Annotated in this window: 25 protein-coding genes; 15 read left to right on the top strand and 10 right to left on the bottom strand. The window is 43.7% G+C overall.

The annotated features are described in order from the left end of the window. The first annotated feature begins 2 nt into the window (after positions 1-2). Positions 3-791 carry an SDR family oxidoreductase gene (locus tag B0I21_RS12895; RefSeq protein WP_133640900.1) on the top strand — a complete coding sequence of 263 codons (789 nt, stop codon included), beginning with the start codon at positions 3-5 and terminating at the stop codon, positions 789-791. Between the two features lie 23 nt (positions 792-814). Here the strand turns inward: B0I21_RS12895 and B0I21_RS12890 are convergent, their stop codons facing one another. Continuing rightward, on the bottom strand, positions 815-1,693 hold the full coding sequence (locus tag B0I21_RS12890; protein WP_133640899.1) for a PPK2 family polyphosphate kinase: 879 nt from the start codon (positions 1,691-1,693) through the stop codon (positions 815-817). Positions 1,694-1,777: 84 nt separating this feature from the next. On the opposite strand from B0I21_RS12890, the gene B0I21_RS12885 reads away from it, so the two are divergent. Then, positions 1,778-3,058 (top strand): DUF2851 family protein, encoded by a 1,281-nt coding sequence (locus tag B0I21_RS12885; RefSeq protein WP_133640898.1) that lies wholly within the window; start codon positions 1,778-1,780, stop codon positions 3,056-3,058. Here B0I21_RS12885 and B0I21_RS12880 read toward each other — a convergent pair. Further along, positions 3,051-3,704 (bottom strand): ankyrin repeat domain-containing protein, encoded by a 654-nt coding sequence (locus B0I21_RS12880; RefSeq protein ID WP_133640897.1) that lies wholly within the window; start codon positions 3,702-3,704, stop codon positions 3,051-3,053. The two genes, B0I21_RS12885 and B0I21_RS12880, sit on opposite strands and share 8 nt — an antisense overlap. A gap of 528 nt (positions 3,705-4,232) precedes the next feature. Here B0I21_RS12880 and B0I21_RS12875 point away from each other — a divergent pair. The 9 genes from B0I21_RS12875 to B0I21_RS12835 all read left to right on the top strand — a co-directional run bounded on the left by B0I21_RS12875 (position 4,233) and on the right by B0I21_RS12835 (position 11,038). Further along, positions 4,233-4,796 carry a UbiX family flavin prenyltransferase gene (locus B0I21_RS12875; RefSeq protein WP_133640896.1) on the top strand — a complete coding sequence of 188 codons (564 nt, stop codon included), beginning with the start codon at positions 4,233-4,235 and terminating at the stop codon, positions 4,794-4,796. Between the two features lie 209 nt (positions 4,797-5,005). Then, positions 5,006-6,274, top strand: a complete 1,269-nt coding sequence (locus B0I21_RS12870; RefSeq protein ID WP_133640895.1) for a dihydroorotase — start codon at positions 5,006-5,008, stop codon at positions 6,272-6,274. A gap of 3 nt (positions 6,275-6,277) precedes the next feature. Continuing rightward, the gene (locus B0I21_RS12865; protein WP_133640894.1) at positions 6,278-6,946 is read left to right on the top strand and encodes a hypothetical protein; all 669 of its coding nucleotides are present in this window, start codon (positions 6,278-6,280) and stop codon (positions 6,944-6,946) included. Between the two features lie 3 nt (positions 6,947-6,949). Further along, positions 6,950-7,576, top strand: a complete 627-nt coding sequence (locus tag B0I21_RS12860) for a DUF4199 domain-containing protein (protein ID WP_133640893.1) — start codon at positions 6,950-6,952, stop codon at positions 7,574-7,576. A gap of 169 nt (positions 7,577-7,745) precedes the next feature. Beyond that, a complete protein-coding gene (locus B0I21_RS12855) occupies positions 7,746-8,693 on the top strand; it encodes a glycosyltransferase family 2 protein (RefSeq protein ID WP_133640892.1) in 948 nt (315 codons plus the stop codon). Between the two features lies 1 nt (position 8,694). Then, on the top strand, positions 8,695-9,690 hold the full coding sequence (locus tag B0I21_RS12850) for a glycosyltransferase (protein WP_133640891.1): 996 nt from the start codon (positions 8,695-8,697) through the stop codon (positions 9,688-9,690). 60 nt (positions 9,691-9,750) lie between these two features. Next, complete coding sequence (locus tag B0I21_RS12845) at positions 9,751-10,023, top strand: hypothetical protein (RefSeq protein ID WP_133640890.1); 273 nt, start codon at positions 9,751-9,753, stop codon at positions 10,021-10,023. After that, positions 10,020-10,784, top strand: a complete 765-nt coding sequence (locus tag B0I21_RS12840) for an MBL fold metallo-hydrolase (RefSeq protein WP_133640889.1) — start codon at positions 10,020-10,022, stop codon at positions 10,782-10,784. The genes B0I21_RS12845 and B0I21_RS12840 overlap by 4 nt, the downstream gene beginning before the upstream one ends. 101 nt (positions 10,785-10,885) lie before the next feature. Beyond that, positions 10,886-11,038, top strand: a complete 153-nt coding sequence (locus tag B0I21_RS12835; protein WP_117624894.1) for a lmo0937 family membrane protein — start codon at positions 10,886-10,888, stop codon at positions 11,036-11,038. An 8-nt stretch (positions 11,039-11,046) separates the two neighbouring features. Here the strand turns inward: B0I21_RS12835 and B0I21_RS12830 are convergent, their stop codons facing one another. The 4 genes from B0I21_RS12830 to B0I21_RS12815 all read right to left on the bottom strand — a co-directional run bounded on the left by B0I21_RS12830 (position 11,047) and on the right by B0I21_RS12815 (position 16,391). Next, positions 11,047-11,733, bottom strand: a complete 687-nt coding sequence (locus B0I21_RS12830) for a 2-C-methyl-D-erythritol 4-phosphate cytidylyltransferase (protein WP_133640888.1) — start codon at positions 11,731-11,733, stop codon at positions 11,047-11,049. Between the two features lie 15 nt (positions 11,734-11,748). Then, positions 11,749-14,787: an SbcC/MukB-like Walker B domain-containing protein gene (locus B0I21_RS12825; protein ID WP_133640887.1), complete on the bottom strand. Its 3,039-nt coding sequence runs from the start codon at positions 14,785-14,787 to the stop codon at positions 11,749-11,751. 3 nt (positions 14,788-14,790) lie between these two features. Beyond that, positions 14,791-16,017: a metallophosphoesterase family protein gene (locus B0I21_RS12820; RefSeq protein WP_133640886.1), complete on the bottom strand. Its 1,227-nt coding sequence runs from the start codon at positions 16,015-16,017 to the stop codon at positions 14,791-14,793. A gap of 71 nt (positions 16,018-16,088) precedes the next feature. Further along, a complete protein-coding gene (locus B0I21_RS12815; protein WP_133640885.1) occupies positions 16,089-16,391 on the bottom strand; it encodes a SelT/SelW/SelH family protein in 303 nt (100 codons plus the stop codon). 250 nt (positions 16,392-16,641) lie between these two features. Here B0I21_RS12815 and B0I21_RS12810 point away from each other — a divergent pair, with 250 nt between their 5' ends. Continuing rightward, the gene (locus B0I21_RS12810) at positions 16,642-17,322 is read left to right on the top strand and encodes a carboxylesterase family protein (protein ID WP_133640884.1); all 681 of its coding nucleotides are present in this window, start codon (positions 16,642-16,644) and stop codon (positions 17,320-17,322) included. 45 nt (positions 17,323-17,367) lie between these two features. After that, positions 17,368-18,444: a PA0069 family radical SAM protein gene (locus B0I21_RS12805; RefSeq protein ID WP_243836119.1), complete on the top strand. Its 1,077-nt coding sequence runs from the start codon at positions 17,368-17,370 to the stop codon at positions 18,442-18,444. Between the two features lie 93 nt (positions 18,445-18,537). Here the strand turns inward: B0I21_RS12805 and B0I21_RS12800 are convergent, their stop codons facing one another. Together B0I21_RS12800 and B0I21_RS12795 are read right to left on the bottom strand one after the other, a co-directional pair. Continuing rightward, positions 18,538-18,948, bottom strand: coding sequence for a DUF5606 family protein (locus B0I21_RS12800; protein WP_133640882.1), 411 nt, complete (start codon positions 18,946-18,948; stop codon positions 18,538-18,540). A gap of 10 nt (positions 18,949-18,958) precedes the next feature. Then, positions 18,959-19,417 (bottom strand): peptidylprolyl isomerase, encoded by a 459-nt coding sequence (locus tag B0I21_RS12795; protein WP_133640881.1) that lies wholly within the window; start codon positions 19,415-19,417, stop codon positions 18,959-18,961. A 156-nt stretch (positions 19,418-19,573) separates the two neighbouring features. Here B0I21_RS12795 and radC point away from each other — a divergent pair, with 156 nt between their 5' ends. Next, positions 19,574-20,269 carry a RadC family protein gene (gene radC / locus B0I21_RS12790; protein ID WP_133640880.1) on the top strand — a complete coding sequence of 232 codons (696 nt, stop codon included), beginning with the start codon at positions 19,574-19,576 and terminating at the stop codon, positions 20,267-20,269. An 83-nt stretch (positions 20,270-20,352) separates the two neighbouring features. Here radC and B0I21_RS12785 read toward each other — a convergent pair whose 3' ends face one another. Together B0I21_RS12785 and trpS are read right to left on the bottom strand one after the other, a co-directional pair. Beyond that, positions 20,353-20,967, bottom strand: a complete 615-nt coding sequence (locus B0I21_RS12785; RefSeq protein WP_133640879.1) for a deoxynucleoside kinase — start codon at positions 20,965-20,967, stop codon at positions 20,353-20,355. Between the two features lie 46 nt (positions 20,968-21,013). Beyond that, the gene (trpS, locus tag B0I21_RS12780; RefSeq protein WP_133640878.1) at positions 21,014-22,015 is read right to left on the bottom strand and encodes a tryptophan--tRNA ligase; all 1,002 of its coding nucleotides are present in this window, start codon (positions 22,013-22,015) and stop codon (positions 21,014-21,016) included. A gap of 69 nt (positions 22,016-22,084) precedes the next feature. Between trpS and B0I21_RS12775 the strand changes: the two genes are divergently transcribed. After that, a complete protein-coding gene (locus tag B0I21_RS12775; RefSeq protein ID WP_133640877.1) occupies positions 22,085-22,783 on the top strand; it encodes a hypothetical protein in 699 nt (232 codons plus the stop codon). Positions 22,784-22,795 lie beyond the last annotated feature (12 nt).

Here is a 22,795-nt window from a genome sequence, read left to right as displayed (position 1 = left end):
TTATGCATATATCATTAATAGGAAAAAAAGTATTAGTAGGCGGAGCCACCGCCGGCATAGGGAAGGGGATAGCCACCGTATTGGCCTCTTGCGGAGCAGATGTCATATTGATGGCAAGAAATGAGGACAAGCTTCAAGCGGTCGTTAAAGAATTGGATACGAGCGAAGGGCAGCATCATCGCTATCTATTGACCGATTTTAACGACTACGAAGCACACAAAAGCACGATGAAAGACTTTTTTGCGAAGGAGCAAGTTGATATTTTAATCAATAATACCAATGGCCCCGTTGCAGGAAATATCTTTTCAAAGGGCGAGCACGACTACCAACAAGCATTTGATTTATTGTTCCAGAACGCTGTATGGACGACAACCCTAGCCATCCCGCACATGCGGAAGCAACATTTCGGTCGCGTGATCAACGTGTCGTCGATGACCGTAAAAGAGCCAAGTGCAGAGCTTGTGCTATCCAATACCATGCGAACCGCGCTAGCGAGTTGGAGCAAATCACTGGCATCGGAAGTGGCCAAAGACAACATCACGGTAAATACTATACTTACCGGATTTTTTGATACTGACAGGCTTCAATCGCTCATGCAAATGCAAGCGGATAAGCGAAGCGTCCCTTTTTCCGATATTAAAGAAGCACGTCTATCGGCTATCCCGATGGGGCGGTTAGGCAAAGCCGAAGAATACGGCAATTTAGTAGCGTTTCTGGCATCTGATTATTCTTCGTTTCTTACGGGTACAGCTATTCCATTGGATGGAGGTGCAAGTATAGGGTTTTTATAGCTGGTGAAATGCTGATGAAATCCTCAGGATTCATTTTGCAGCTCCTTTCTGTAATGATTCAATTGCTCTTGGATTTCATCATCAAGTACCGGGTAGCTGATGTCTTTAAATTTGCTGAGGGTCTCCAAGAGGATGTTGGCGACTAAGTATCGAGCAACCGCTTTGTTGTCTGCCGGTATAATGTACCAGGGAGCATTGGGTTTGCTGGTGTGCTGGATGGTATCTTCATAACAGTCCATATAGGTATCCCAAAGCTTCCTTTCACTGAGATCTGCTGGCGAAAACTTCCAGTTGTGTTGACCCTTTTCGATGCGACGTAGCAACCTGCGTTTCTGCTCATCCTTGCTTAAATGCAGATAGAATTTTAAGATGATCATCTTATTATCCGTCTGCAGTTTTTCGAAGGCGTTGATTTGCTGATAACGGTCTTTCCAAAAGGACTTCGGAATAGACGCAACATCTTCAATACCGGGAATGTGTTCATTCAATAAATAGTTCGGGTGCACGCGGGTAACCAATACGTTTTCATAATGTGTTCGGTTGAAAACGCCGAACTTACCTTTCGCAGGCAGATTGATCGCATGTCGCCAAAGGTAATCGTGCTGCAGCTCCAATGAGGTCGGTGTTTTAAAGCTTTTTACTTCCACACCTCGCGCATTAAAATCTTTAAACAATTCGCGTATTAGGCTGTCTTTACCGGCGGTGTCCATGCCTTGTAGACATATCAATACGTTGTAGCGGTTGTGCGCATACATCATATCCTGTAGCTTTGCTAGCTTCTTGCGAATTTTCTTCAACTCATCGGTAGCAAATGCTGGATCTATCTCGGTAGCGATATCGGTGGCAAACTCCTTATGCCTAAAATTTTTTGAAGCCCGTAATTTCTTAGCGTATTTATTCATAACTATGCTTTATCCACAATACATCCAAAATTATACCGCAATATTTCTCTTGACTATTTACTGGAATATTTTTATATTTAACCTATGGTTGCAGAAGAATTGTTACACTTCATCTGGCAATTTAGGCTTTTTAACCAATTAGAACTTTATAGCACAGATGGTGAAGAAATTAAGATTGATCTTGTAGGTGAGATTAACCGAGACGCAGGTCCGGATTTTCTATATGCACAGGTGTATATTGCCGGGCAGTTCTGGTTTGGGCATGTGGAACTCCATGTCAATGGGGCTGACTGGTTCAAACACCAACATAACAAAGACGCGGCGTATAATACTGTTGTTCTTCATGTGGTATATACGAATGCCGTTCAGACGTATCGGCAAGACGGCACACGTATCCCATGTTTGTGCATCGGAGAGTTGCTTTCGCCTTCGTTGTTGGTTAATTACCAGGAAATCATGTGCAATATGTCATGGATCCCTTGTGAGAAGCATCTTCGCGGGATATCGCCCCTTATCAAACGCAATATGTTGGAGCGTCTGCTTGTGGAAAGGTTGGAAGATAAGTTTAGCCGCATTAAAGAGCTGATGCTGGAAACGAATGATAATTGGGAACGTATCCTTTTTATTTTATTGGCGCGAAGTTTTGGCAGCAAGGTAAACGCCGACGTATTTATGCAGTTTGCCCGACTGATTGACTTAAATATCATAAGACGCTACCAAAACGATCCATTTAAAACGGATGCAATTTTCTTCGGGCAAGCCGGGTTTTTGGGCAATGCTGTAGATGATGATTACCTGCGGCGGCTCCGTGGCGAATACCAATATTTGAAAGGCCTACATGGTTTGGATCAATTGCAGGCATTTGAATGGAAGTTTCTACGCATGAGGCCCGCAAACTTTCCTACCTTTCGTTTGGCGCAGCTCGCCGCAATGTATTGCGCAAAGCCTTACCTCTTCGAAGAGATTTTAAGATGTAGCTCCGTAGATGAGCTTTTTCAGCTTTTGCAGCAATATCCGATAAACGAATACTGGAAAAATCATTATCGATTTACCAAATGTACAGCGCCACATACCGTCGCATTATCGCACAGGTTTAGGAGCCACCTGGTGATTAATGCATTTGCGCCTGTCGTCTTCGCTTTTGCGAAAGCGATGGGCTTGGAAGCGCTACAGCATAGCGCGCTATCGTGGTTAGAAAGTTTAGGCGCGGAGGATAATGCGGTTGTACGCTTGTACCACGATCGTGGCTACAGCGCGGAGTCCGCAGCAGATTCGCAAGGCTTGCTATTATTGAAAAAGAAGTATTGCGATCAGAAAAGATGCTTGTCGTGCATGCTCGGATTGTCTATTTTAAAGACTACGTAATACGAAGTATCTCGGCAATTTCCTTAAATCCTTTTTCAAGCGCAAGGTCCGAGGCGGTGGCTCCTAAGTCCGTTTTCAATGTGATATCCGCACCGTTTTCGAGTAGAATAATAATCATTTCGATATTTCCTTGTTGAGCTGCAATGTGCAAGGGGCTGATGCGGGCGTTTTGTGTCACATTCACTTCTGCGCCGGCCTCGACCAACATTTTGCTGATTTGATCATATTGCCCGGTCAATGCGGTGTGCAACGGATAGACGTGATAGCCATTTTGCGAACATATATTCGGGTCTGCATGCTTGCGCAACAATATCCGCACTACAGTTTCCTGCCCGAAATGCGTTGCTATCCCCAATGGTGTAAAGCCATGCGAAGAAATTTCATCGATGACGTCAGGCTTTTGTTTTAACATCATTTCTACCTGCGGAGCGAGCCCTATAGCACAAGCCTCGTGGATCGTAATGGTGTTTAAGTGATTGAGTAATGTTTTGATCACTTGCTCCTTATGGTAATAGCAGGCCAAGAGTAGTGGCGAAATTTCATGACTAGTTTGTTCCCGCAACAGCTCAGGTTGCGTACGAAGCAGTATTTCCAAATCATGATGATTCCCCGTCTCAATATATTCTTCTAGCTTGTATAGACTCATCCGTGTGTGTGTTTGACGTATACGAATTAAACAAAAAAATACCAAAATCAGCTAATTTGTGAATAATATTTAGGCTGTTCAAAATTACCCCGTTCGTTTACCATCTGATGAGGAGATCCTACCGTCGTTACAAAAAGCAGATGTATTATCTGCTGAAATTTTGAGAAAATTATAGGAATTGACGGATTATCCCATCGGAATGATAATGGATCTCTATTTTCGTGATATTCCTGATAATGCTTGTAGTTGTTTTTCTACATTGTCTAAAAAAACTTTACGAAAAGTTTGTGTATTTTAAACTTAAAGGTACTTTTGTACTGCCCTCCCCAAGGGCATGTTTTTCATAGGTAGATGTGGGGTCGAATAGTCTTATTCGACCCTTACTTTTTTATAAAGTCAAATGTTATGTCGTAATTTTTTTGTTTTCAAGTGGTTAACTTCTTTGTTAAGAAGGCGTTTGTCTTTATACCAGTCCATAGCGAACATTTCCATCTGTTTTTTTGTTAGCTTTGCGTAATCGAAACGAACATGCAGAAGAAAAAAGTAGTAGTTGCTGTTACGGGAGCCAGTGGCTCACTCTATGCAAAAGTGTTATTGGATAAATTAGCTAATTTGCAGACGCAGGTGGACGCGGTTGCTGTTGTCATGTCGGATAATGCAAAAGACGTTTGGAAATTTGAATTAGGTACGGATGAATTTCAACGGTATAGCCACAAATTTTATGATAAGGGCGATTTCATGGCTCCATTTGCGTCGGGCTCTGCAGGATTTGATACGATGATCGTGTGTCCATGTTCGATGGGAACTTTAGCGCGTATTGCACACGGTATCTCGTCTGACTTGACCACCCGCGCCGCCGATGTTATTTTAAAAGAGCGTCGTCGGTTGGTTTTAGTGACGCGAGAAACGCCCTTAAGTCATATTCACCTCCAAAATATGGCTGCTGTCACACAGGCTGGAGGCATTATTTGTCCGGCAAGCCCATCGTTCTACAGTAACCCCAACACCTTCGAAGAACTTGCTGCTACGGTGGTGGATCGGGTGCTAGCCCTCTGTGACATCCGCGTGGATAGCTACTCTTGGGGCGAATAGTTTCAAAAACACATATTTTTAGAAGGGCGTTCCAATATATTTTGTACATTTGTTTTTCAATGAAACAGTTCGCAGATTTGGACGTACATCACTCATATTTCATTGGTTTTTCTTCGGAAAAAAAACAGCTTTTGTTACCCCGTCCGCTGTGGGTGTTAACCTTCTTCATTATTCCATTTTTTGTTGTTCATTCGTTTTAAATACTATACATGGGTACTATTTTAATTTCCTCTGCTAAACTTGTGTTGCCAAATCATGCGCTTCATGGCGAGGTTGTTGATATTTTGATCAAAGACGGCATTATTGATCGCGTGGGAAATAAGTTAGAAATGTCGGATAAGGACGTGCAGAATATTGATGCAAACGGGCTTATTGTATCGGCTGGTTTCTTTGACCTGCATGCCAATTTTGGCGAACCAGGTCTTGAAACAAAGGAAGATATTGTGACCGGTACAGAGGCTGCCGCATGTGGTGGGTACACCGGTGTAGCCGTGTATCCCAATACAAATCCGCCGCTGCATAGCCGGTCTGAGATCGCTCTTGTCATCAATACAGCGAAGGGAAACGTCGTTGATGTTTATCCGGTGGGCTCCATTAGCAAAAAACGGGAAGGGAAGGAGCTTGCAGAAATGTATGACATGCAGCGTGCTGGGGCAATTGCTTTTTCAGATGGCAACCACAGCGTGCAGCAGGCCGGACTCATGTCCCGGGCGTTGCTCTACTCGAAAGGTATCAATGCACTGGTCATTTCTTTTGCAGAAGATGAATCTATTGCCGGCGGCAATCAAATGAATGAAGGCGAAGTGAGTACATTTCTTGGGATGAAGGGCAAACCAAACTTGGCCGAATCCCTGATGGTTTCACGTGATCTATCGCTGGCGGAATATCATGATGCGCCTATCCATTTTACCTGCATATCTACCGTGGAGTCTGTGGATCTTATAAGGAAAGCAAAAGCAAGGGGTGTAAAGGTAACTTGTGATGTTGCTGCACACCATCTGGTCTTTCGTGACGATGCGGTGCTTGGGTTTGACAGCAACTTTAAAGTGAATCCTCCACTACGTACGGATAAGGATGTAAAAGCACTGTTAAAAGGCCTCAAAGACGGCACGATAGATGCAGTCGTATCACAGCATAGCCCGCATGAGGTAGAGTTTAAAAATGTTGAATTTCAGATTGCCAACGATGGCATTATAGGTTTACAAACAACATTACCCCTATTGGTAATGGCTGGACTGCAGGCCGAAGATATTGTGAACAAGCTTGTGGTTGCTCCGCGGCAGATTGTACGACAGGAAATTCCGTCGCTCGTAGAAGGAAGCACAGCTAACCTCGTGCTGTTCTCTGTGGAAGATAAGTGGATGTTTGATTCGACTACGAATAGATCAAAATCAACAAACAGCCCGTTATTTGGGCAAGAATTGACCGGAAAGGTGAAAGCTATAGTTAATCATGGCCAATTGGTCGAAAATACATAACATATGGATGCAAAAGTAAAAAGTGCGTTTGATGCTGGGCTAGAGGCCTACGCAAAAACGGAAAATACAGATCATGTAGCGATATCGTCTGCCTTGGAAAAGGCTTTCAATCTTGAAGCTTCCTTTATGGAGAAAGTAGCGGCTCTTGATGAGGCGTTTGATGACCATCAGCGCTTCGAGGAGCTTCGGGAAATATTTTTCGACCTTTTAATGGTCAATTTCTTTGTAGAGGATGTCCAAAAATTGGAGGAAGACTATTTGGAATCTGCAGAATGGGAAGCCATAGAAGAAGAAACGATCGATAGAGGTACGGAGTTGCTCAATATATTCCTTTATCTCCGGGAGTGCGCAGACGATGATATCGAACCATCGCTAGAGGACTACCTGAAAGAATTTTTATTGGTAGAAGAAGATGAGTTTCAGGATGAATATGCAATCTATGAGAAAGTTATTGCCAACCAGATTTTAGTAGAAAGTTCTTTCGAAGAAATTGCTAAGGTGTCGTCCACGCTGTCTCATGAAGACGAACTGAAAGCGTTGTTCTATCCTATGGTAAGCTTTTTTACAGAACAAGCACCTTCGGCGCAGCAGTTGGACGAGTTTACAACACATGCTGCGAATGTTTCTTCGGACCTAGCCATCTATCAAATAATTATAAACTTTAACAAATAAATTATGTCGACCGATTTGAACAATGAATTCTCTGCTGAAGCCGTCAGAAAGGACGGCATCCGGTTGGGCCTTTACTTAGGTGTTTTATCACTGGTGATCAATATTGTTTCGTTTTACGTACTAGCCAATAGCACGAATTTCAAAGTAGCGTCCTTAGTGACCGGAGGTTTAGGTATTGTGCTACTGATTGGTTTATCTGCGTATTTCGCGGTTGTTTTACGTAAGTCTGCAGGCGGGTTCTGGACGTTCAGCGAGGCGCTAAAGGGTATTTTTACCATGCTAGCCGTTTCGGTTATTTTGTCCACTGTTGGTACCACCGTTTTTAACCTCGTAAAGCCGGAACTACAACAAATTATTTTCGACAAGACGATCAATTTCACCATCGAGACGATGGAAAGTGTGGGTGCTGACGATGATCGCATTGACAAGCAAGTGGCAGATTTAGAAAAGACGCGCGACGAAGCGCAGACCTTTTCGATTGGGCAGACATTGAAGGGGCTTGGAGTGAGCTTGATTATGTATTTTGTGTTTGCATTAATACTAGCGGCTATTTTAAAGCGTGAGAAGCCTGCATTCCTCAATATCCCACAACCGGGTGATGGGGCTCATCCATGGCAAGATAAAAATTAATTAAAGAAATTACGTCAAAAAGAGGCTGTTTAGAGGGACATACATAATTTAATAGGGCTCATTGTGCGGAGAAGCGAAAAAGCAAGATGTATGCTGGGCACGTCGTCTTTCCGACTTTAGATCATGAAGAAAATTAGTCACCTTTAAACAGTCTCCGTTTTTAGTAAGTATGGATATATCAGTTGTAATTCCTTTGTTTAATGAGGAAGAATCCCTTCCCGAATTAACGGATTGGATTCGTAGGGTCATGTTGGAAAATGGGTTCGCCTACGAAATCATTCTGGTCGATGATGGTAGCAGCGACTCATCCTGGCGGGTTATCCAAAGCCTGAAGGAAAATCATCCGGAAATCATCGCGGTGAAATTCCGCAGAAACTACGGGAAATCTGCAGCGCTAAACGTTGGCTTTAACGCGGCCGAGGGAGATGTGGTCATTACCATGGATGCTGATCTTCAGGATAGCCCAGACGAGATACCCGCCCTTTACGCTTGTATTAAGAAGGGCGCCGATTTGGTTTCTGGCTGGAAGGCCAAGCGTTATGACCCGCTAACCAAAACCATACCTACAAAGCTTTTTAATGCCGCTACACGTAAGATGTCTGGCATCCATAATCTGCATGACTTCAATTGCGGTTTGAAAGCCTACAGGAAAGAGGTGGTGAAAAGCATAGAGGTTTACGGGGAGATGCATCGCTATATCCCGGTGTTGGCTAAATGGGCCGGATTTACTAAGATTGAAGAACAGGTCGTTAAACACTACCCGCGCAAATATGGAACAACGAAATTTGGTGCGGGTCGATTTGTTAAGGGTTTTCTAGATCTGGTGTCGATTTTCTTTGTCGGAAAGTTTGGAAAAAGGCCAATGCACTTTTTCGGTGCGATTGGTGTTATCAGTTTTCTGATAGGCTTTTTTATTACGATATACTTGATTTTTGATAAGTTGATGAGCATTGCACATGGAACCGCCTATCGAAACGTAACGGATCAACCGCTGTTTTATTTATCGCTCGTAGCCATTTTAATCGGAACGCAGCTTTTTCTTACGGGGTTTATCGCTGAACTGGTCTCCAGAAATTCAACCGACCGAAATAAATATCATATCGAGGAAGTGATATAATATGTTTTTTTCCATTATTATTCCGCTTTTCAATCGTCCACAAGAAATTGACGAATTGTTGCAGTCGTTAACGATGCAACGATACCGCCAATTTGAGGTTATCATTGTGGAGGATGGTTCTACCAAGCCTGCGAAGGATATTGTGGAAAAGTACGTGGATGTGCTGGATGTGCGCTATTTCGAAAAGCCCAATGAGGGGCAGGGGTTTGCCCGTAATTTCGGATTTGCGCGGGCTAAGGGAGATTATTTTATCGTATTTGACTCAGATATTTTAGTGCCACATGATTATTTTGACCAGGTCATAAAGGGATTGCGGCGAGATGGCTGGGATGCTTTTGGCGGACCTGATGCTGCACACGCATCTTTCACGCCGATCCAGAAGGCAATTAGCTATTCGATGACCAGTCCGTTTACGACTGGTGGGATTCGTGGTAATAAAGCGCGGGTGGGTGCTTTTCATCCCCGAAGTTTTAATATGGGCCTGTCGAGAGCGGTGTATGATTTAACTAAGGGCTTCAAGCTTCCGAGGCGCTCGGAAGATATTGAGTTCAGTATCCGGATGATTGATATGGGCTTTCGCGTAGGATTGATCCCTGAAGCTTTTGTATACCATAAGCGGCGTGCGACATTCCTCCAATTTTTCAAACAAACCAACTTTTTTGGTAAAGGTCGCATCGATATTTACCAAATGTTTCCTCAGGAATTAAAACCGGTTCATGCTTTACCGGCGGTGTTTGTATTGGGATTAGCCTGTTTACTCGTACTCAATGTTGTTGGCATTTTGTTTCATACGACATCTGTGGTTGTTTTGATATTGATGCTGTTCGGGAATTCGCTATTGTCGATTTATACCTTTTTACTCTTCTTACATGCGTGTCTTACTACAAAAAGCGTTTGGATCGGCGTGTTGAGCGTACTAGCCGCTTATACACAACTTATTGCTTATGGATCCGGATTTTTAGGGAGTTATATAGAAAAAGTATGGTTAAAAAAATAACAGCACTTTAAAATCGGTATATCGTTCAAAGTTTGTTATTTTGGCTTAAAATAAAGAAGAGTGATTCCATTTACACAACATAATTTAGGAAAGCTCGAAGAGCTGTTTGCCGATCTTGGGTATAGAGTGCGGTACGAAAAAGGCTCCTTCCGGACGGGTGCTTGCGTACTCCAACATACCAAAGTGATTATGGTAAATAAATTTTCGAACCTAGAAGTAAGGATACAATCGTTGATTCAGTTGCTTCGCGAGATGGACATTGATCTGTCGAGTTTGGACGATAAGAAGCGCGAATTTTATAAAGCTATACGGAAAGTAGAGGCCGAATTGTGAAGGTGACATTTCTAGGCACCGGCACATCCCAGGGCGTACCCGTGATCGCATGCCAATGTGATGTTTGCCAGTCAACAGACGGCCGGGATAAAAGACTGCGCACTTCGATTTATATGGAAATCGGTGATTTGCATATCGTTGTTGATACGGGGCCGGACTTTCGTTATCAGATGTTGCGACAGGACGTGAGGCATTTGGATGTGGTGCTGATTACGCATTCCCACAAAGACCATATCGCAGGTATGGATGATGTTCGCGCGTTTAATTATCAGCAACAGCAATCTATCCCCGTCTATGGAAGCTTAGCTACCCATGAGGCCTTAAAGCGGGAATTTTACTACGCTTTCGGCGAAATAAAATACCCAGGCGTGCCGCGATTGGAATTGAAGCCCATTGTGTCTGGTGAACCCTTTTTTGTTAAGGAATTACGCATTCTTCCTATCGAAGTGATGCATCATAAGATGCCCGTGTTGGGGTTTCGGATAGGCGATTTTGCTTACATTACTGATGCAAAAACGGTGGCAGATACGTCAAAAGTGCTATTGGAAGGCGTGAAGGTACTTGTGGTAAACGCTTTGCAAAACGAACCTCATATATCCCACTTCACGAAGGAGGAAGCACTGGCCTTTGCAAAGGAGGTGGGCGCTGAACAAACCTACCTCACCCATATCAGCCATCGCTTTGGAAAGCATGACGATATTAGCCGTGATTTGCCAGTTGGTGTTAAGCTGGCCTATGATGGCTTATCTATCGTGATCTAAGGCCAAAAACAATAGTGAAAATAAACCAAAACTTTTCCCATAGTTACCTTGTTCAATAGATGTAAATAAAAACAAGGATTTTTAATTTCAATTGTAAAATTATGGGAAACATTCTTTATTTAGTAGCCGTTATTTTAGTAATAATTTGGGCGGTTAGCTTTTTCGGCGGATACGCAACAGGTGGTATCATTCACATTTTATTAGTTATAGCTATTATCGCGATTCTTTTGCGTGTTATCAGAGGCGCCGCTTAAGTTTGACGTTATTGTAAGTAGAGTTGGGCTATCTTCAGATCGTCTTCAAAAGTGATTTTAATATTCTTATGGTCACCGGGGATGATGTGTATAGGATAGCCCAATTTTTCTACAACGGAAGCATCATCGGTGAAGGATGCGAGCTCCGATTGTAAAAAGGCTTCTTTTAGTACCTGTGCGCTGAATGTTTGTGGTGTTTGAATCATCCAAACGCTATCTCTGTCGATAGATTCACTTTCCGAAACTGAGCCTATCCTAACCGAGTTTGTACTTTGTACAGCAACAACCGTAGCCTGATGTTCGTACAGTGCGTCGAAGCAATCATCTATCAGGTTCGGCGAAATTAACGGCCGAGCCCCGTCATGGATGGCAATACCCACCTGCTCTAGATTGTCAGCCTCTAGCTGAAATATCTTTTCCAGCCCATTTTTTACACTTTGAAATCGGCTGTTGCCACCTTTGACAACAGCGTGCGGAATTTCGAAATGATGTTCCTTACCCAGTATCTTCCAATAGTTTAACAAAGACTCGTTCAGCACGACGATGATCTTCGGGTTACTTGTAGCACGCGTGAAGCGCTCTATGGTATGCATGAGCACAGGCTTACCTGCCAATAGTAAAAATTGTTTGGGCAGGTCGCTGTTCATACGGCTACCGCTGCCGCCGGCAACGATGATGACATAGTTTTTGCGCATCGTTCTTCGTTTCTTTTAATTGCTATAGTTAATAATACTGCCCTTGTCCTTATCGTTTACGACATAAGCGGATCGCGGTATGCGTTCTTTCAACTCTTCTACGTGCGAAATGATGCCGACTATCCGGTTTTCCCGATGAAGGTACTGCAGCGTTTCAAAAACCGTATTCATGCTTTCGGCATCTTGTGTACCGAAGCCCTCGTCGATAAAAAAGAAGTTTTTATCCGCGTTGTTGAGTGCTTGTATGCTTTCTGCAAGTGCAAGCGCCAAGCATAGCGAGGCCTGAAAACTTTGACCACCGGAGAGCGTTTTCACCGACCGCCGGAAACCATTGTTCAAGAAATCTATCACTTCAAATTCGTTACTTTCATTGATAGTGAGGCTCAAATTGTTACGGGTCAATCGGTGGAAGCGCTGGTTAGCGATCTCACAAAGACGTTGCAGATGGATACTGGATACATAGTTAACAAAGCCGGAACCGCGAAACAGATTTTCCAAGGTCGTCAAATTACTCTTTCTGGCCAGTAGCTTTTCATACTCCTCAAGCAGCTTTTCCTTCTTTTCAAACTCCACTTTTAATCGCGCGCATTCTTTTTCCAAAGCACCGACTACGCGTATGCGCAATTCTAGCTCCTCCTTTTTAAGTGCATGTAGTTGAAGGCGATCTTGGTACATATCGTCGTCGTAGCCATCATCTTTTGTTTTCTCTTCCAGCTCGGCAAGCTGTTTGGATGAGATTTGGAGACTCACGTTGAAATCTTGGACTATTTTACGCGTGTGTTCTATATGGATTTGCTTCTGTAGGATTTGCTGCACTTGGATAATATCCTCAAAGCCATGTTCTTTTAACGAAGCTGAAATTTCAGCTTGCCTTGCGCTGAGCTGCTGGTAAAGGTTTTGAAATTGTTCTTTAGCTGCCGCGCGCTCACCATTGATCGCGGCAAACGCTGTCTTGAGCTGCTGAATAGCTTCTGTAAGTGATTTGTAGGTGTCTTCCAGGTACTGTACCCTGTTGTCTATTTCCTGTTTTCGGGTGACCAAAACAGATTCCTTATGATGCGCGAAATCCTCCGCCTTTAAAATCTGCAGTTGGTTTTCGCTCTGCTGTACAAGGCTGTCTATAACGACGAGGCTTTGCTCCAGTTCGGCAATAGTCGCCCTATACTTCTCGAGTTTCATTTGCGATGCGGCAGCCTTGCTTCGCGTATCTTTTAGCTCATCCTCTGTAAGCTTAATGTTGTTTTCGACAAGAATATTGTCATTTTTGTACGCTAAAAACGACGTTTTGTCTTCCGGCGTGAAATCATTCCAGCGAAATGTAGAGGCGTGTTCTTCCCTTTGCTTCTTCAATCTGGAATCCATTAAAACAAGCTGATCCACCTGCAGCTGTTTTTCTTTCAATAAAACGCTGCTTCGCGTTAGCTCTTGAAATTGTGTTTTAAGGGCCGTTAATTTTTTGTTTATGGTATCTTTTTTTATCAACAGCTCGCTCTGTCGTGCAGAAGCATCATCGGAAACCATATGGTTTGGATGGTCTAATGAACCGCAGAGGGGACAGGGCTGCCCGTTTACTAAATTATCCGCAAATTCACTAAGCTTCGCCTGCACTTTTACATGTGTTTCTTCTTTTTGAAGCTCAAGCAGCTGCTCGTTCCACTTATCCTCCGTTTGTTTGAGATCTTGCTCCCATGTGTTAACTACTGTCCCATGTTCCTTAAATGTTTTTTGGATACGGGAAATTTCAATTGTTACCGCATCTTTTTGAGCGCTGATATCGTTAAGCTTCTCCATCAGCGTATCCGCTGTTTGATACCAGCTTTCCAAGGCGAGCAACACTCCTGTATCCACTTTTTTATGTTTGAGGCTGTCAAGCTTGGATTCCAGATCCAGTATGTTATTCTTAAGCGTAGTTTCTGCTAGCTGGACAGATTCCAGATGTGGTTTGCCGTCTTCGATACGCTTGCTGATCATGTTCTTTTGCTCCTGTTGTTTTTGGATGTATATCAGCAGCTTAAGGTCTTCGCTCTCGCGCCTGTATTGTTCGACATGCTGATGATCAAGCGCAATCTTATGCCACTGCGTTTCTTTTTCTTCCAAGCGGGATAGCGTCTGCTGCTTACGCGCGGTTAGCTGTTCCAGCTTAAAGGTGACCTGCTCTTTTTCCTTATTGAGCCGTTGGGTTTGATTGAGGACTTCCCGGAAGACGCGGTCAGTAGCTTCGTAACTATCCAGATCTCGCTGCTGTTGCAAAATCTTGGGTTCATCTAGTTTTAAGGTCGCTACTTCTTGCTTTTTGACCGCGAGTTCTGCCCGTAAGCGCTTGCTCTCGGCCATTCGGGTTAGCTCGACATCTAAGGCACTTGTTTCTGCCTTCAGCTCGTTAAGACCCTGCTGTGCTGTTTCGAATTCCGTTCTCTTTTGCTGCAAAATTTCCGTGCTAACGGTTTCAAAACCTGAAAGTGCACCTTTCAACAGTTCGATTTTACTGTTGTTCTGCCGCTGTAGCTGCGAGACTTTTGGTCCCAGATCAAAGCGATTAAGATTGAAAATCTCTTTCATCATATCGGATCGATCTTTCCCACGAAGCTCGAGAAATTCTTTAAACTGCCCTTGCGGGATGATGATCGTCCGCCTAAAGTTTGGATAGGTAAGACGTGTGACCTCGGCTCCATCTGCGGAAGCTAATGGCATCCACTCATTATTTTTCCATTCATAGGCGAAACGTTCCAAAGATGTGGTTTCTTCAAATCTTTTGCGCCTTTTCCATTGCGCGACAAACCTAAAGGTGCGCTGCTCGAAATTGATAAAATCAAAAATGATGCAGGCTGCTTCGGATTTCAGGTTAAGCATATTGTACGTGCGTTTTTCCTGCTTGTTCAAGCGCTCAGTTTCGCCGTACAGCGCAAAGCTGATCGCTTCAAGGATTGATGATTTTCCGGAGCCCACTTTTCCGAATATACCAAAAAGCCCGGCCTCGGTTAAATTTGTAAAATCTATCTCTTGCTTATGTTGATAGGAATATAATCCCTCGATACTTAAATATAAAGGTAACACGCTTTAGTCCTCCGTTTCTGGTTCACTATGTATGACTTCATTTAACAGATCCATAATTTCGGTATTGGGCTCCTGGCCTAGACGGTAATGAAAATAGTCTTGGAATAGGGCATCTACTTCCTGATCCAGATTAATTGATTGGACTTTTTCCATGGTCATTTCCTCGCTTTTTACGACCGGAATAATGTGAATAATACCATCATGTGATTCATGTATTCTCTTTAAATCCGCCGAGCTCACGAATTTATTGCTGATCAGGGTAAGCTCGACCAGGGAGTAGGGATTGGCATGAAGCCAAGCTACCGCCTCATCCATGTCCGAGAAACGTTTCCTGTACAGCTTGCGTCCGCCGCGCAGCACCGATTTTTGATAGCTTACTGCCTGCTGGGGCTTTGCTTCGATAAGCACAACGGCTTTTTCTTGTTCTGCTTCGGAGAAAGAATAGGGCAGCGGACTGCTTGAATAGATGACGGGCGCTGGATGGCCGCCGATCTCTTGACAGCGATGGAGATGTCCCAATGCCGTATATTGAATGCTGTCGGGAATTCCATCCGAATAAATCAAATCGGCATTTCCAACTTTGATCGGTTTTTCGCCTTCTGGCTCTTCAAGGATAGCTCCGCCCCGCTTGAGCATATACAAATGCGCTGTGAGGATGTTTACACCTTGATCATCGCAATATGCATCTGCAAGCTGCTGCCAATGGTTGTGCAATACTTCATTGAGCATCTGCTCCTTGTTTTCCGGCCCGAGGTACTGTTTGAGGCGAAGTTCGTTAGCAAATGCGGTATGTATAACACGTAGGGGATAATCATACTTTGGCAAAACGATTTCAATAAACCCATTGTCACTTCGGCTGATGGCAAAGCCATGCTGTATAGCAAAGGTTGGGATTTTTGCTTTGGGATAGCCAATAAAGATAATGCCGCTTTCGCGTGCGAGCACATCCGGTGCATCAATACGATCCGCGCTATCATGATTTCCCGCGATGGCTATTACGGGCCGAGCTCCGTTTTTACAAAGCCGTCTTAACGTTTTATAAAGAAGCTCCACCGCCTCAACGGGTGGGTTAAACGTGTCAAAAAGATCTCCCGCGATAAGCACAACATCTACGTCCTCTTCGTCTGCTTTGGCGCAGATTTCGTCGAGAATTTCACGCTGTTCCTCCAAACGCGAGAAATAGTCCAGTCGTTTACCTAAATGCCAATCTGCCGTATGTAATATCTTCATCCTAGTTTATTTTATACGCAACACCTGTTATTGGGCTCTTCAAAAGATTTTGGAAAATAGTTGCTACAACATTATCCACGTGGCGAGTCGTCATGCTGTTTTTTGTCAGAATGTCCGAGATCTTTGTCGGGGTTCACCACATCTCTTAGCAATTGTTTTAACTCTTTTGTTTCCGGAAATCGCCCTTCCGATTTTCTGTCAAAAATGATGCGATCTTCCACGCTGACGACGAAGCGTCCAGCAATCTCGCTGGGAACCAATGTGACCCCAAAAATATCATCGGTGAAAGTCGTGAGCAGCTCCTGCGCAAGATAGGCTGCTCGAAGAAGCCAGCCACATTTCGGACAATACGTGATGGTAACGGTTTTTTTCATCGTCATCTAGTTTTTAAAAGTGCTGCTTTCCAAAAGTAAGGAAAACAGGGGATAGATGAAACCTGTAGATTCGAGCTGTGGATGTTTTCGCAACCCGTGCTCGGACGCGACGGCCTATGGAACAGTCGTATAGAAACAAGGAGGCGTTCATTTTTTTTAAAAAGAGATGCCATTTTTCGGTAAAATAACTTATTTTTAGATTTCAAAAAAAAATCCTGCAGATGCGTATCCATCTGTCTAAGTAATCATTATGTGGAAATATATTGTTTTGTTGACATGCCTGTCAACGCAAATGGTTTTTGCGCAGCAAGAAGCTGTCGAAGGGAAGACTTCCTATGATTTTTTGATTGATACGGAACATTACGATGCGGAAGATAGCAGTCCGCTAATCATTTTTTTACATGGACGGAGCCTTTCCGGGCGCGATTTGAACCGTGTTAAACGGTATGGCGTTTTGTATGCCAAGAATCGCGGTTTATCGCTCCCCAATTCCCTTATTGTTGCACCACAAACAACGTCAGGTTGGGATCCTGATAAAGTTAGCGATGTTTTGGACTACGTTTTAAAAAATTACAACGTCGATGCTAAGCGCGTATACGTATGTGGCATGAGCATGGGAGGGTATGGCACCATGGATTTTGTGGGTAAATATCCCGAACGAGTTGCGGCAGCAGTGGCCATTTGTGGGGGCGGCACAGCGCGATACGCGGAAAATCTGTCGACAGTTCCGCTATGGATTCAACACGGAAGTGCCGATCGGGCCGTGCCGGCATCGGAGAGCAAAAAGATCTATAAAGCGATAAAAAACGCTAATCCAAATGCTGATGCTACGCTAACCATCATTCCTGGTGGAACGCACGGCAGTGTCGAGCGTCTCTTTCATCAGGATGATATGTATGACTGGCTATTTCAACATGCTAAGGAAAATTAGGCCACAATAGATTTTGATTTACTAAAAATATTAGTAAATTTGATTATGGTTTCTGATGCAAAAGATGATGGATATTTTAAGGGGCGGGGGGCGCAGGTCAATCCTAACAACAAGTTTTTTGGGCAGCAATACGTCCAACAACATGTAGAAGGACTGGATGAGCCCTTTCTGGAATCATCGTCTACACAGATCATCCCTACTTACCCAAAAGTTATTCTTTCCAACGTGGACAGTCCGGACATAGGCTTTTCTAAGTCTTTAAATCCCTATCAAGGATGTGAACATGGCTGTATCTATTGCTACGCGCGTAATTCGCACCAATATTGGGGCTACAGCGCTGGCTTGGATTTCGAACGGAAGATTTTAGTCAAATATAATGCTGTAGCACTTCTTGAAGCTGAATTTGCGAAGAAAAATTACGTGGTGGAAAGCATTTTTTTATCGGGCAATACCGATTGTTACCAACCGATAGAGCGCAAACTGGGTATTACGCGTAGTTTGTTATCCAGCTGTTTGGCCTATAAACACCCGGTTTCATTGATCAGCAAAAACGTGTTGATGCTGCGGGATTTGGACATCCTGACGGAGCTTGCAAAGCTAGGTTTGGTAAAGGTTTCCATAACGATCAATAGCCTCCGGGAGGAGGTGCGGCGAAAAATGGAACCCAGGACGGCTACCGCTACCGCGCGACTGAAACTTATCGAGAAGCTTGCTGAGAAAAATATACCCGTTTCACTGATGATCGCGCCGATCGTGCCGGGCATCAACAGCGATGAAATGCCGGCTTTGATAAAACATGCAGCTGATGCCGGGGCGAAATGGGCGAGCTATACCATCGTACGGCTAAATGGTGCCATTGCTGATATTTTTAAAGACTGGCTACATAAAAACTACGCGGACCGTGCAGCGAAGGTATTACACGGCATAGCGTCTTGCCATGGCGGAAAACTTAATGATAGCGAGTGGGGGCGAAGAATTCGTGGTGATGGCGAGGTTGCTGATCTTATTCGGCAACTCTTCCAATCGGCTACTAAAAAGTTTATGGAAAAGGAAGCGTACCCTATTTTGCGTACCGATCTATTCGAGCGGCCAAACCGTAGCCCACAATTGACTTTGTTTTAAATCGTGTTGGCTCGCTTGACGGGATACAACTGCTTACATAAAGAAGCCTCTTTAAAATTTGCATTTTAAAGAGGCTTCTTTAGTTGGATCTACTTATGCTTGCTGAATAGGCGCTGGAGCTTCTTCTTCAAATAGCGGTAAATCCTTGATAATATTATACCAGGAAATTATCTTTTTTATGTCGGATGAATACACCCGAGATTCATCATGGCCAGGTGCTACTTCGCGAAAAAATTCGCGTAAGGTATTGCCGTCTGCTTTGGCATCTGGCGTTTCCTTGCCAGCCTCTTTAACAGCTTGAAATACATCCAATAGTCTAATTTCATCTTCCTCGCCATAGATGGTGATATCTTCCAACGTGGCCATCTTTGTCGTAGACAGGTTGACTGTCGATTTTATCTTTTTCTCATCCAACGATTCTAAAATAAAGCCACCTTTATTCTGACCGATCAATTTGAAGAGTCCGGGTTTACCGGTTACAGATACTAATGCTCTTAAATTCATAGACAATAAATTAATCTTCGGTGACTTCGATTGCTAAAATACGATCGCCTTGGCGTATGCTATCCACAACATCTACATTTTCGATCACCTTGCCAAAGCAGGTATGGTTTCTGTCTAGGTGTGCTGTGTTATTCCGGCTGTGGCAGATGAAAAATTGGGAGCCACCTGTATTACGGCCAGCATGTGCCATAGAAAGCACGCCGCGGTCGTGGTATTGATTTTCGCCGGTCAACTCACAATCTATCTTATATCCTGGACCACCTGTGCCCGGTACGCCTGTAGCGCCTTCTCTCGTATTTGGGCATCCACCCTGAATAACGAAATCAGGAATTACGCGGTGAAAAGCCAATCCGTCGTAGTAGCCCGATTTAGCTAATTTGATAAAATTTGCTACTGTATTTGGAGCGTCTGCTGTGTAAAATTCTACAGTCATATCGCCTTTTTCTGTCTTAATAATCGCTTTACTCATAGTTTACATATTAATTACGGAACTGCAAAGATAAAGTTTCTGTTGGAAATGTCTTCCAAGAATTGGTTAAGAATTGTTAATGGATTTATTAATAGGATTATGACTTTTAAATATCTAAAAAAATTAGTAAATTGCGTTTGCCATTTATAATTGAAGATGATTGAAACGCATAAACTCGTAATCCGAGAATGGTCAGAAGCTGACCGGCCTCGAGAAAAACTCTTGGAGCATGGCCGTAGGTCACTCACTAATGCCGAGTTGATCGCCATCCTGATCGGGTCTGGCTCTACAGAAGAAACTGCCGTGGAGCTTTGTAGACGCATTCTTTCCGATGCCGAGAACAATTTAAATAGCTTATCAAAGCTGGAAGCTTCAGATCTTTGCCGATACCGAGGGATCGGCTATGCAAAAGCGATATCCATTATTGCAGCGTTAGAGCTAGGGCGGAGGCGCAATGAAGCAGAGCCGGAGGCGAAACCTATTCTGAACAGCAGCAGGCGCGTGTATGAATATTTTCGGCGCCATATGCAAGACCTAGCCCATGAAGAGTTTTGGGTGCTATACCTCAATACAGGATGTAAAGTGATTGATAAACAGCTGATCGGGAAAGGTGGGATTGACTTTACGCCGGTTGATGTTCGGGTGGTGTTACGATTTGCGCTAAATACAAAGGCTAGCTCTCTTATTTTGATCCATAATCATCCATCAGGTACATTGGATGCGAGCCAAGCGGATAAAGATATGACCAAGAAAATAGTCGATGGCGCGGCCACCTTGGATATCAAAGTCAACGATCATCTGATCTTTGCTGATACATCATATTTTAGCTTCCGCGATGAAGGGTTACTGTAAAGTCTGGTTTACAAACGTAAACCAGACAATCTTTTGCGTAGTGAAAGGTATGTTAAACCCTATTCACTAGTATTACCGTGGTTTTAAAATAAGCCGAACATCTCCGCTTCAATTTTGCCAATTATTTTGCCTAAATCTTCGGGGTTGCTGGCGAAGTCTAAATTGTCTTTGTCTAAAATGAGCAATTTACCTTCTTTGTAGTTTCCAATCCATTTTTCATATTTATCGTTTAATTTCGATAAATAATCCAGCCGAATAGCAGATTCATAATCGCGACCGCGCTTCTGAATATTGTTTACTAAGGTAGGAACCGAAGCCCGTAAATAAATCAAGAGATCTGGCGGTTTAATGTAATGTACGATGCTTTGAAAAATATTGCTATAATTCTCAAAGTCCCGGGCGCTCATTAATCCCATATCATATAGATTTTCAGCAAAGATATACGCGTCTTCGTATATCGTACGGTCTTGAATCATATTAATTCCCCGGCTCTGCAAATCCACGATATGCCTAAAGCGGCTGTTCAGGAAAAATATCTGAAGATTAAATGCCCAGCGCTTCATATCTCCATAGAAATCTTCAAGGTATGGGTTGTTGTCTACCGCCTCAAACTGTGGCTCAAAATTTAGATGGCGGGCAAGTTTCTCGGTCAAGGTTGTTTTTCCGGCTCCAATGTTTCCTACAATAGCTAAATGCATGCTTTTCAATTAATAAATAGATTTTTTAATAGACCTTGTTCGTTGATTAGAAAAGCTTTTTGATGCCAATAATCTCTCGAACTTCTCGTATCGTTTTGCGCGCACTTTCGCTCGCTTTTTCGGCACCTAGACGAACCACTTTTTTAAGGTATTCGTCGTCGTTCGTGATGTCGTTTATACGGGAGCGCACAGGTTCGGTCGCCAAGACCATATCTTCTGCTAACTGCTTTTTAAAATCGCCGTAACGTATAGCGCAATTATTATACAGGTCTTCGAAATGCGCCAAGGTGTCCGCTGTGGATACCACCTTCATCAGGTCGAAAAGATTTTGGATAGCTTCGGGTTTGGGCTGGTTCATTTCTGTCGGTCCGGCGTCTGAAACGGCCCGCATCACCTTTTTACGGATGACTTCTGGCGTGTCACTCAAATAAACGCAGCTGGCATCGCCATTTGATTTCCCCATTTTTCCATTGCCATCAAGCCCTGGTATCTTAACGAGTTTATCGCTATACGAGAACGCCATCGCTTCTTGAAAATAATCGACATTGTATAACCTGTTGAAGCGATTTCCAAAGGTGCGCGTCATTTCAAGGTGTTGTTCTTGATCTTTGCCAACGGGGACTTTGGTGCCATGATGGAGTAAGATGTCAGAAGCCATCAGCACGGGGTAGGTGAGCAGCCCTGCATTGACATTGTCTGGATTTGCACGCACTTTATCCTTAAACGCGGTAGCTCGCTCCAACTCGCCAAGGTATGCATTCATATTCAAATACAGATACAGCTCAGCCACTTCAGGAACATCCGATTGAACGTATATCGTGGAGGTTTCGGGATTGATGCCGGCGGCTAAATATTCTACGACGACCTCGCGAACGGTACGACTAAGATCCCCGGGAGTAGGGTGTGTCGTTAGGGAGTGTAAATCCGCAATAAAAAAAAAGCAATTGTAGGCATCTTGCATCTTGACAAAGTTGCTCAATGCACCGTAATAGTTGCCTAAATGTAGTTTCCCGGTACTTCTGATACCGCTTACAACAGTTTCCTTCATGTGGCGAATTTACGTATAAATTGCTAAATCCAAGCAAGCTCCTTATATTAGTTTCTTTAATCCGATCGTATGGTAAACATGGTTTTTTTTCGATGTTTCGTAAGCTTTTACTTACTTGTTCAGGTCGCTTTCGCCCAAACAAAGACCGTTGAATTCTCGGACGAGCTGTGCCGCTATAGGGGGCATTACGACAGTCGCAAATTTACAGAAAAGCAACTGTTAAGCACCTACAGAATAGTTGGTATGGGGTATTCTATTGATGATAGGGGCACCTCGGCCGAGCTGACGGCTCGCTACGAATCAACAATCCGCGAAGTACGTGCTATCGACGTTGTCGAGGATACGTATTTTAAAAAATTGAAGGCGGATATGCTCGCGTACCTCAAGCAAACCTACACCCTTAAAAAAATCGAAAAAAATGCGCGAACAAAGCCAGAGGATTTGATAGCGGCCGTGCAAAAGGATAGTAAAGCTTGGTACTACGCCCAAGCGCTAAACAACGGCGGCGAGCAGCTGTTGAAAGTTTATGAGGAGCTTGTCAAGTCAAAGATGGTTGACAATGCGTGGCCGGAAAACCTTTGGAACACTTACTTAGAAAATATGTCGAAAGACAACAGGTTGGATTTAGCTTTCGACTACGTATTGGTTTATGGCTGGTGGAACAGCGCGAATAGCCTAGTCGACCATGTTGTATATGACGGCACACAGATGAAAAACTTTTTAGCCCTTTTTATTAAAGTAGATACGTTGAATTGTGATGAGCCATAAGCGTTCAAACGC

It is taken from the genome of Sphingobacterium paludis (genome assembly GCF_004364125.1).
In the GTDB taxonomy this organism is placed as follows: domain Bacteria; phylum Bacteroidota; class Bacteroidia; order Sphingobacteriales; family Sphingobacteriaceae; genus Sphingobacterium; species Sphingobacterium paludis.
The sequence above is the reverse complement of the archived record's forward strand: the minus strand, read 5'-3'. Positions and strand labels throughout refer to the sequence as shown.

What these genes read in the sequence shown, in the direction of transcription:
- B0I21_RS12775 (WP_133640877.1), top strand. Translation starts at nt 22,085, where the DNA reads ATGGTAAACATGGTTTTTTTTCGATGTTTCGTAAGCTTTTACTTACTT.
- B0I21_RS12875 (WP_133640896.1), top strand. Translation starts at nt 4,233, where the DNA reads ATGCAGAAGAAAAAAGTAGTAGTTGCTGTTACGGGAGCCAGTGGCTCA.
- B0I21_RS12785 (WP_133640879.1), bottom strand. Translation starts at nt 20,967, where the DNA reads ATGCATTTAGCTATTGTAGGAAACATTGGAGCCGGAAAAACAACCTTG.
- B0I21_RS12885 (WP_133640898.1), top strand. Translation starts at nt 1,778, where the DNA reads ATGGTTGCAGAAGAATTGTTACACTTCATCTGGCAATTTAGGCTTTTT.
- B0I21_RS12880 (WP_133640897.1), bottom strand. Translation starts at nt 3,704, where the DNA reads ATGAGTCTATACAAGCTAGAAGAATATATTGAGACGGGGAATCATCAT.
- B0I21_RS12820 (WP_133640886.1), bottom strand. Translation starts at nt 16,017, where the DNA reads ATGAAGATATTACATACGGCAGATTGGCATTTAGGTAAACGACTGGAC.
- B0I21_RS12850 (WP_133640891.1), top strand. Translation starts at nt 8,695, where the DNA reads ATGTTTTTTTCCATTATTATTCCGCTTTTCAATCGTCCACAAGAAATT.
- B0I21_RS12800 (WP_133640882.1), bottom strand. Translation starts at nt 18,948, where the DNA reads ATGAATTTAAGAGCATTAGTATCTGTAACCGGTAAACCCGGACTCTTC.
- B0I21_RS12860 (WP_133640893.1), top strand. Translation starts at nt 6,950, where the DNA reads ATGTCGACCGATTTGAACAATGAATTCTCTGCTGAAGCCGTCAGAAAG.
- B0I21_RS12795 (WP_133640881.1), bottom strand. Translation starts at nt 19,417, where the DNA reads ATGAGTAAAGCGATTATTAAGACAGAAAAAGGCGATATGACTGTAGAA.
- B0I21_RS12835 (WP_117624894.1), top strand. Translation starts at nt 10,886, where the DNA reads ATGGGAAACATTCTTTATTTAGTAGCCGTTATTTTAGTAATAATTTGG.
- trpS (WP_133640878.1), bottom strand. Translation starts at nt 22,015, where the DNA reads ATGAAGGAAACTGTTGTAAGCGGTATCAGAAGTACCGGGAAACTACAT.
- B0I21_RS12810 (WP_133640884.1), top strand. Translation starts at nt 16,642, where the DNA reads ATGTGGAAATATATTGTTTTGTTGACATGCCTGTCAACGCAAATGGTT.
- radC (WP_133640880.1), top strand. Translation starts at nt 19,574, where the DNA reads ATGATTGAAACGCATAAACTCGTAATCCGAGAATGGTCAGAAGCTGAC.
- B0I21_RS12865 (WP_133640894.1), top strand. Translation starts at nt 6,278, where the DNA reads ATGGATGCAAAAGTAAAAAGTGCGTTTGATGCTGGGCTAGAGGCCTAC.
- B0I21_RS12890 (WP_133640899.1), bottom strand. Translation starts at nt 1,693, where the DNA reads ATGAATAAATACGCTAAGAAATTACGGGCTTCAAAAAATTTTAGGCAT.
- B0I21_RS12805 (WP_243836119.1), top strand. Translation starts at nt 17,368, where the DNA reads ATGGTTTCTGATGCAAAAGATGATGGATATTTTAAGGGGCGGGGGGCG.
- B0I21_RS12855 (WP_133640892.1), top strand. Translation starts at nt 7,746, where the DNA reads ATGGATATATCAGTTGTAATTCCTTTGTTTAATGAGGAAGAATCCCTT.
- B0I21_RS12815 (WP_133640885.1), bottom strand. Translation starts at nt 16,391, where the DNA reads ATGAAAAAAACCGTTACCATCACGTATTGTCCGAAATGTGGCTGGCTT.
- B0I21_RS12830 (WP_133640888.1), bottom strand. Translation starts at nt 11,733, where the DNA reads ATGCGCAAAAACTATGTCATCATCGTTGCCGGCGGCAGCGGTAGCCGT.
- B0I21_RS12895 (WP_133640900.1), top strand. Translation starts at nt 3, where the DNA reads ATGCATATATCATTAATAGGAAAAAAAGTATTAGTAGGCGGAGCCACC.
- B0I21_RS12870 (WP_133640895.1), top strand. Translation starts at nt 5,006, where the DNA reads ATGGGTACTATTTTAATTTCCTCTGCTAAACTTGTGTTGCCAAATCAT.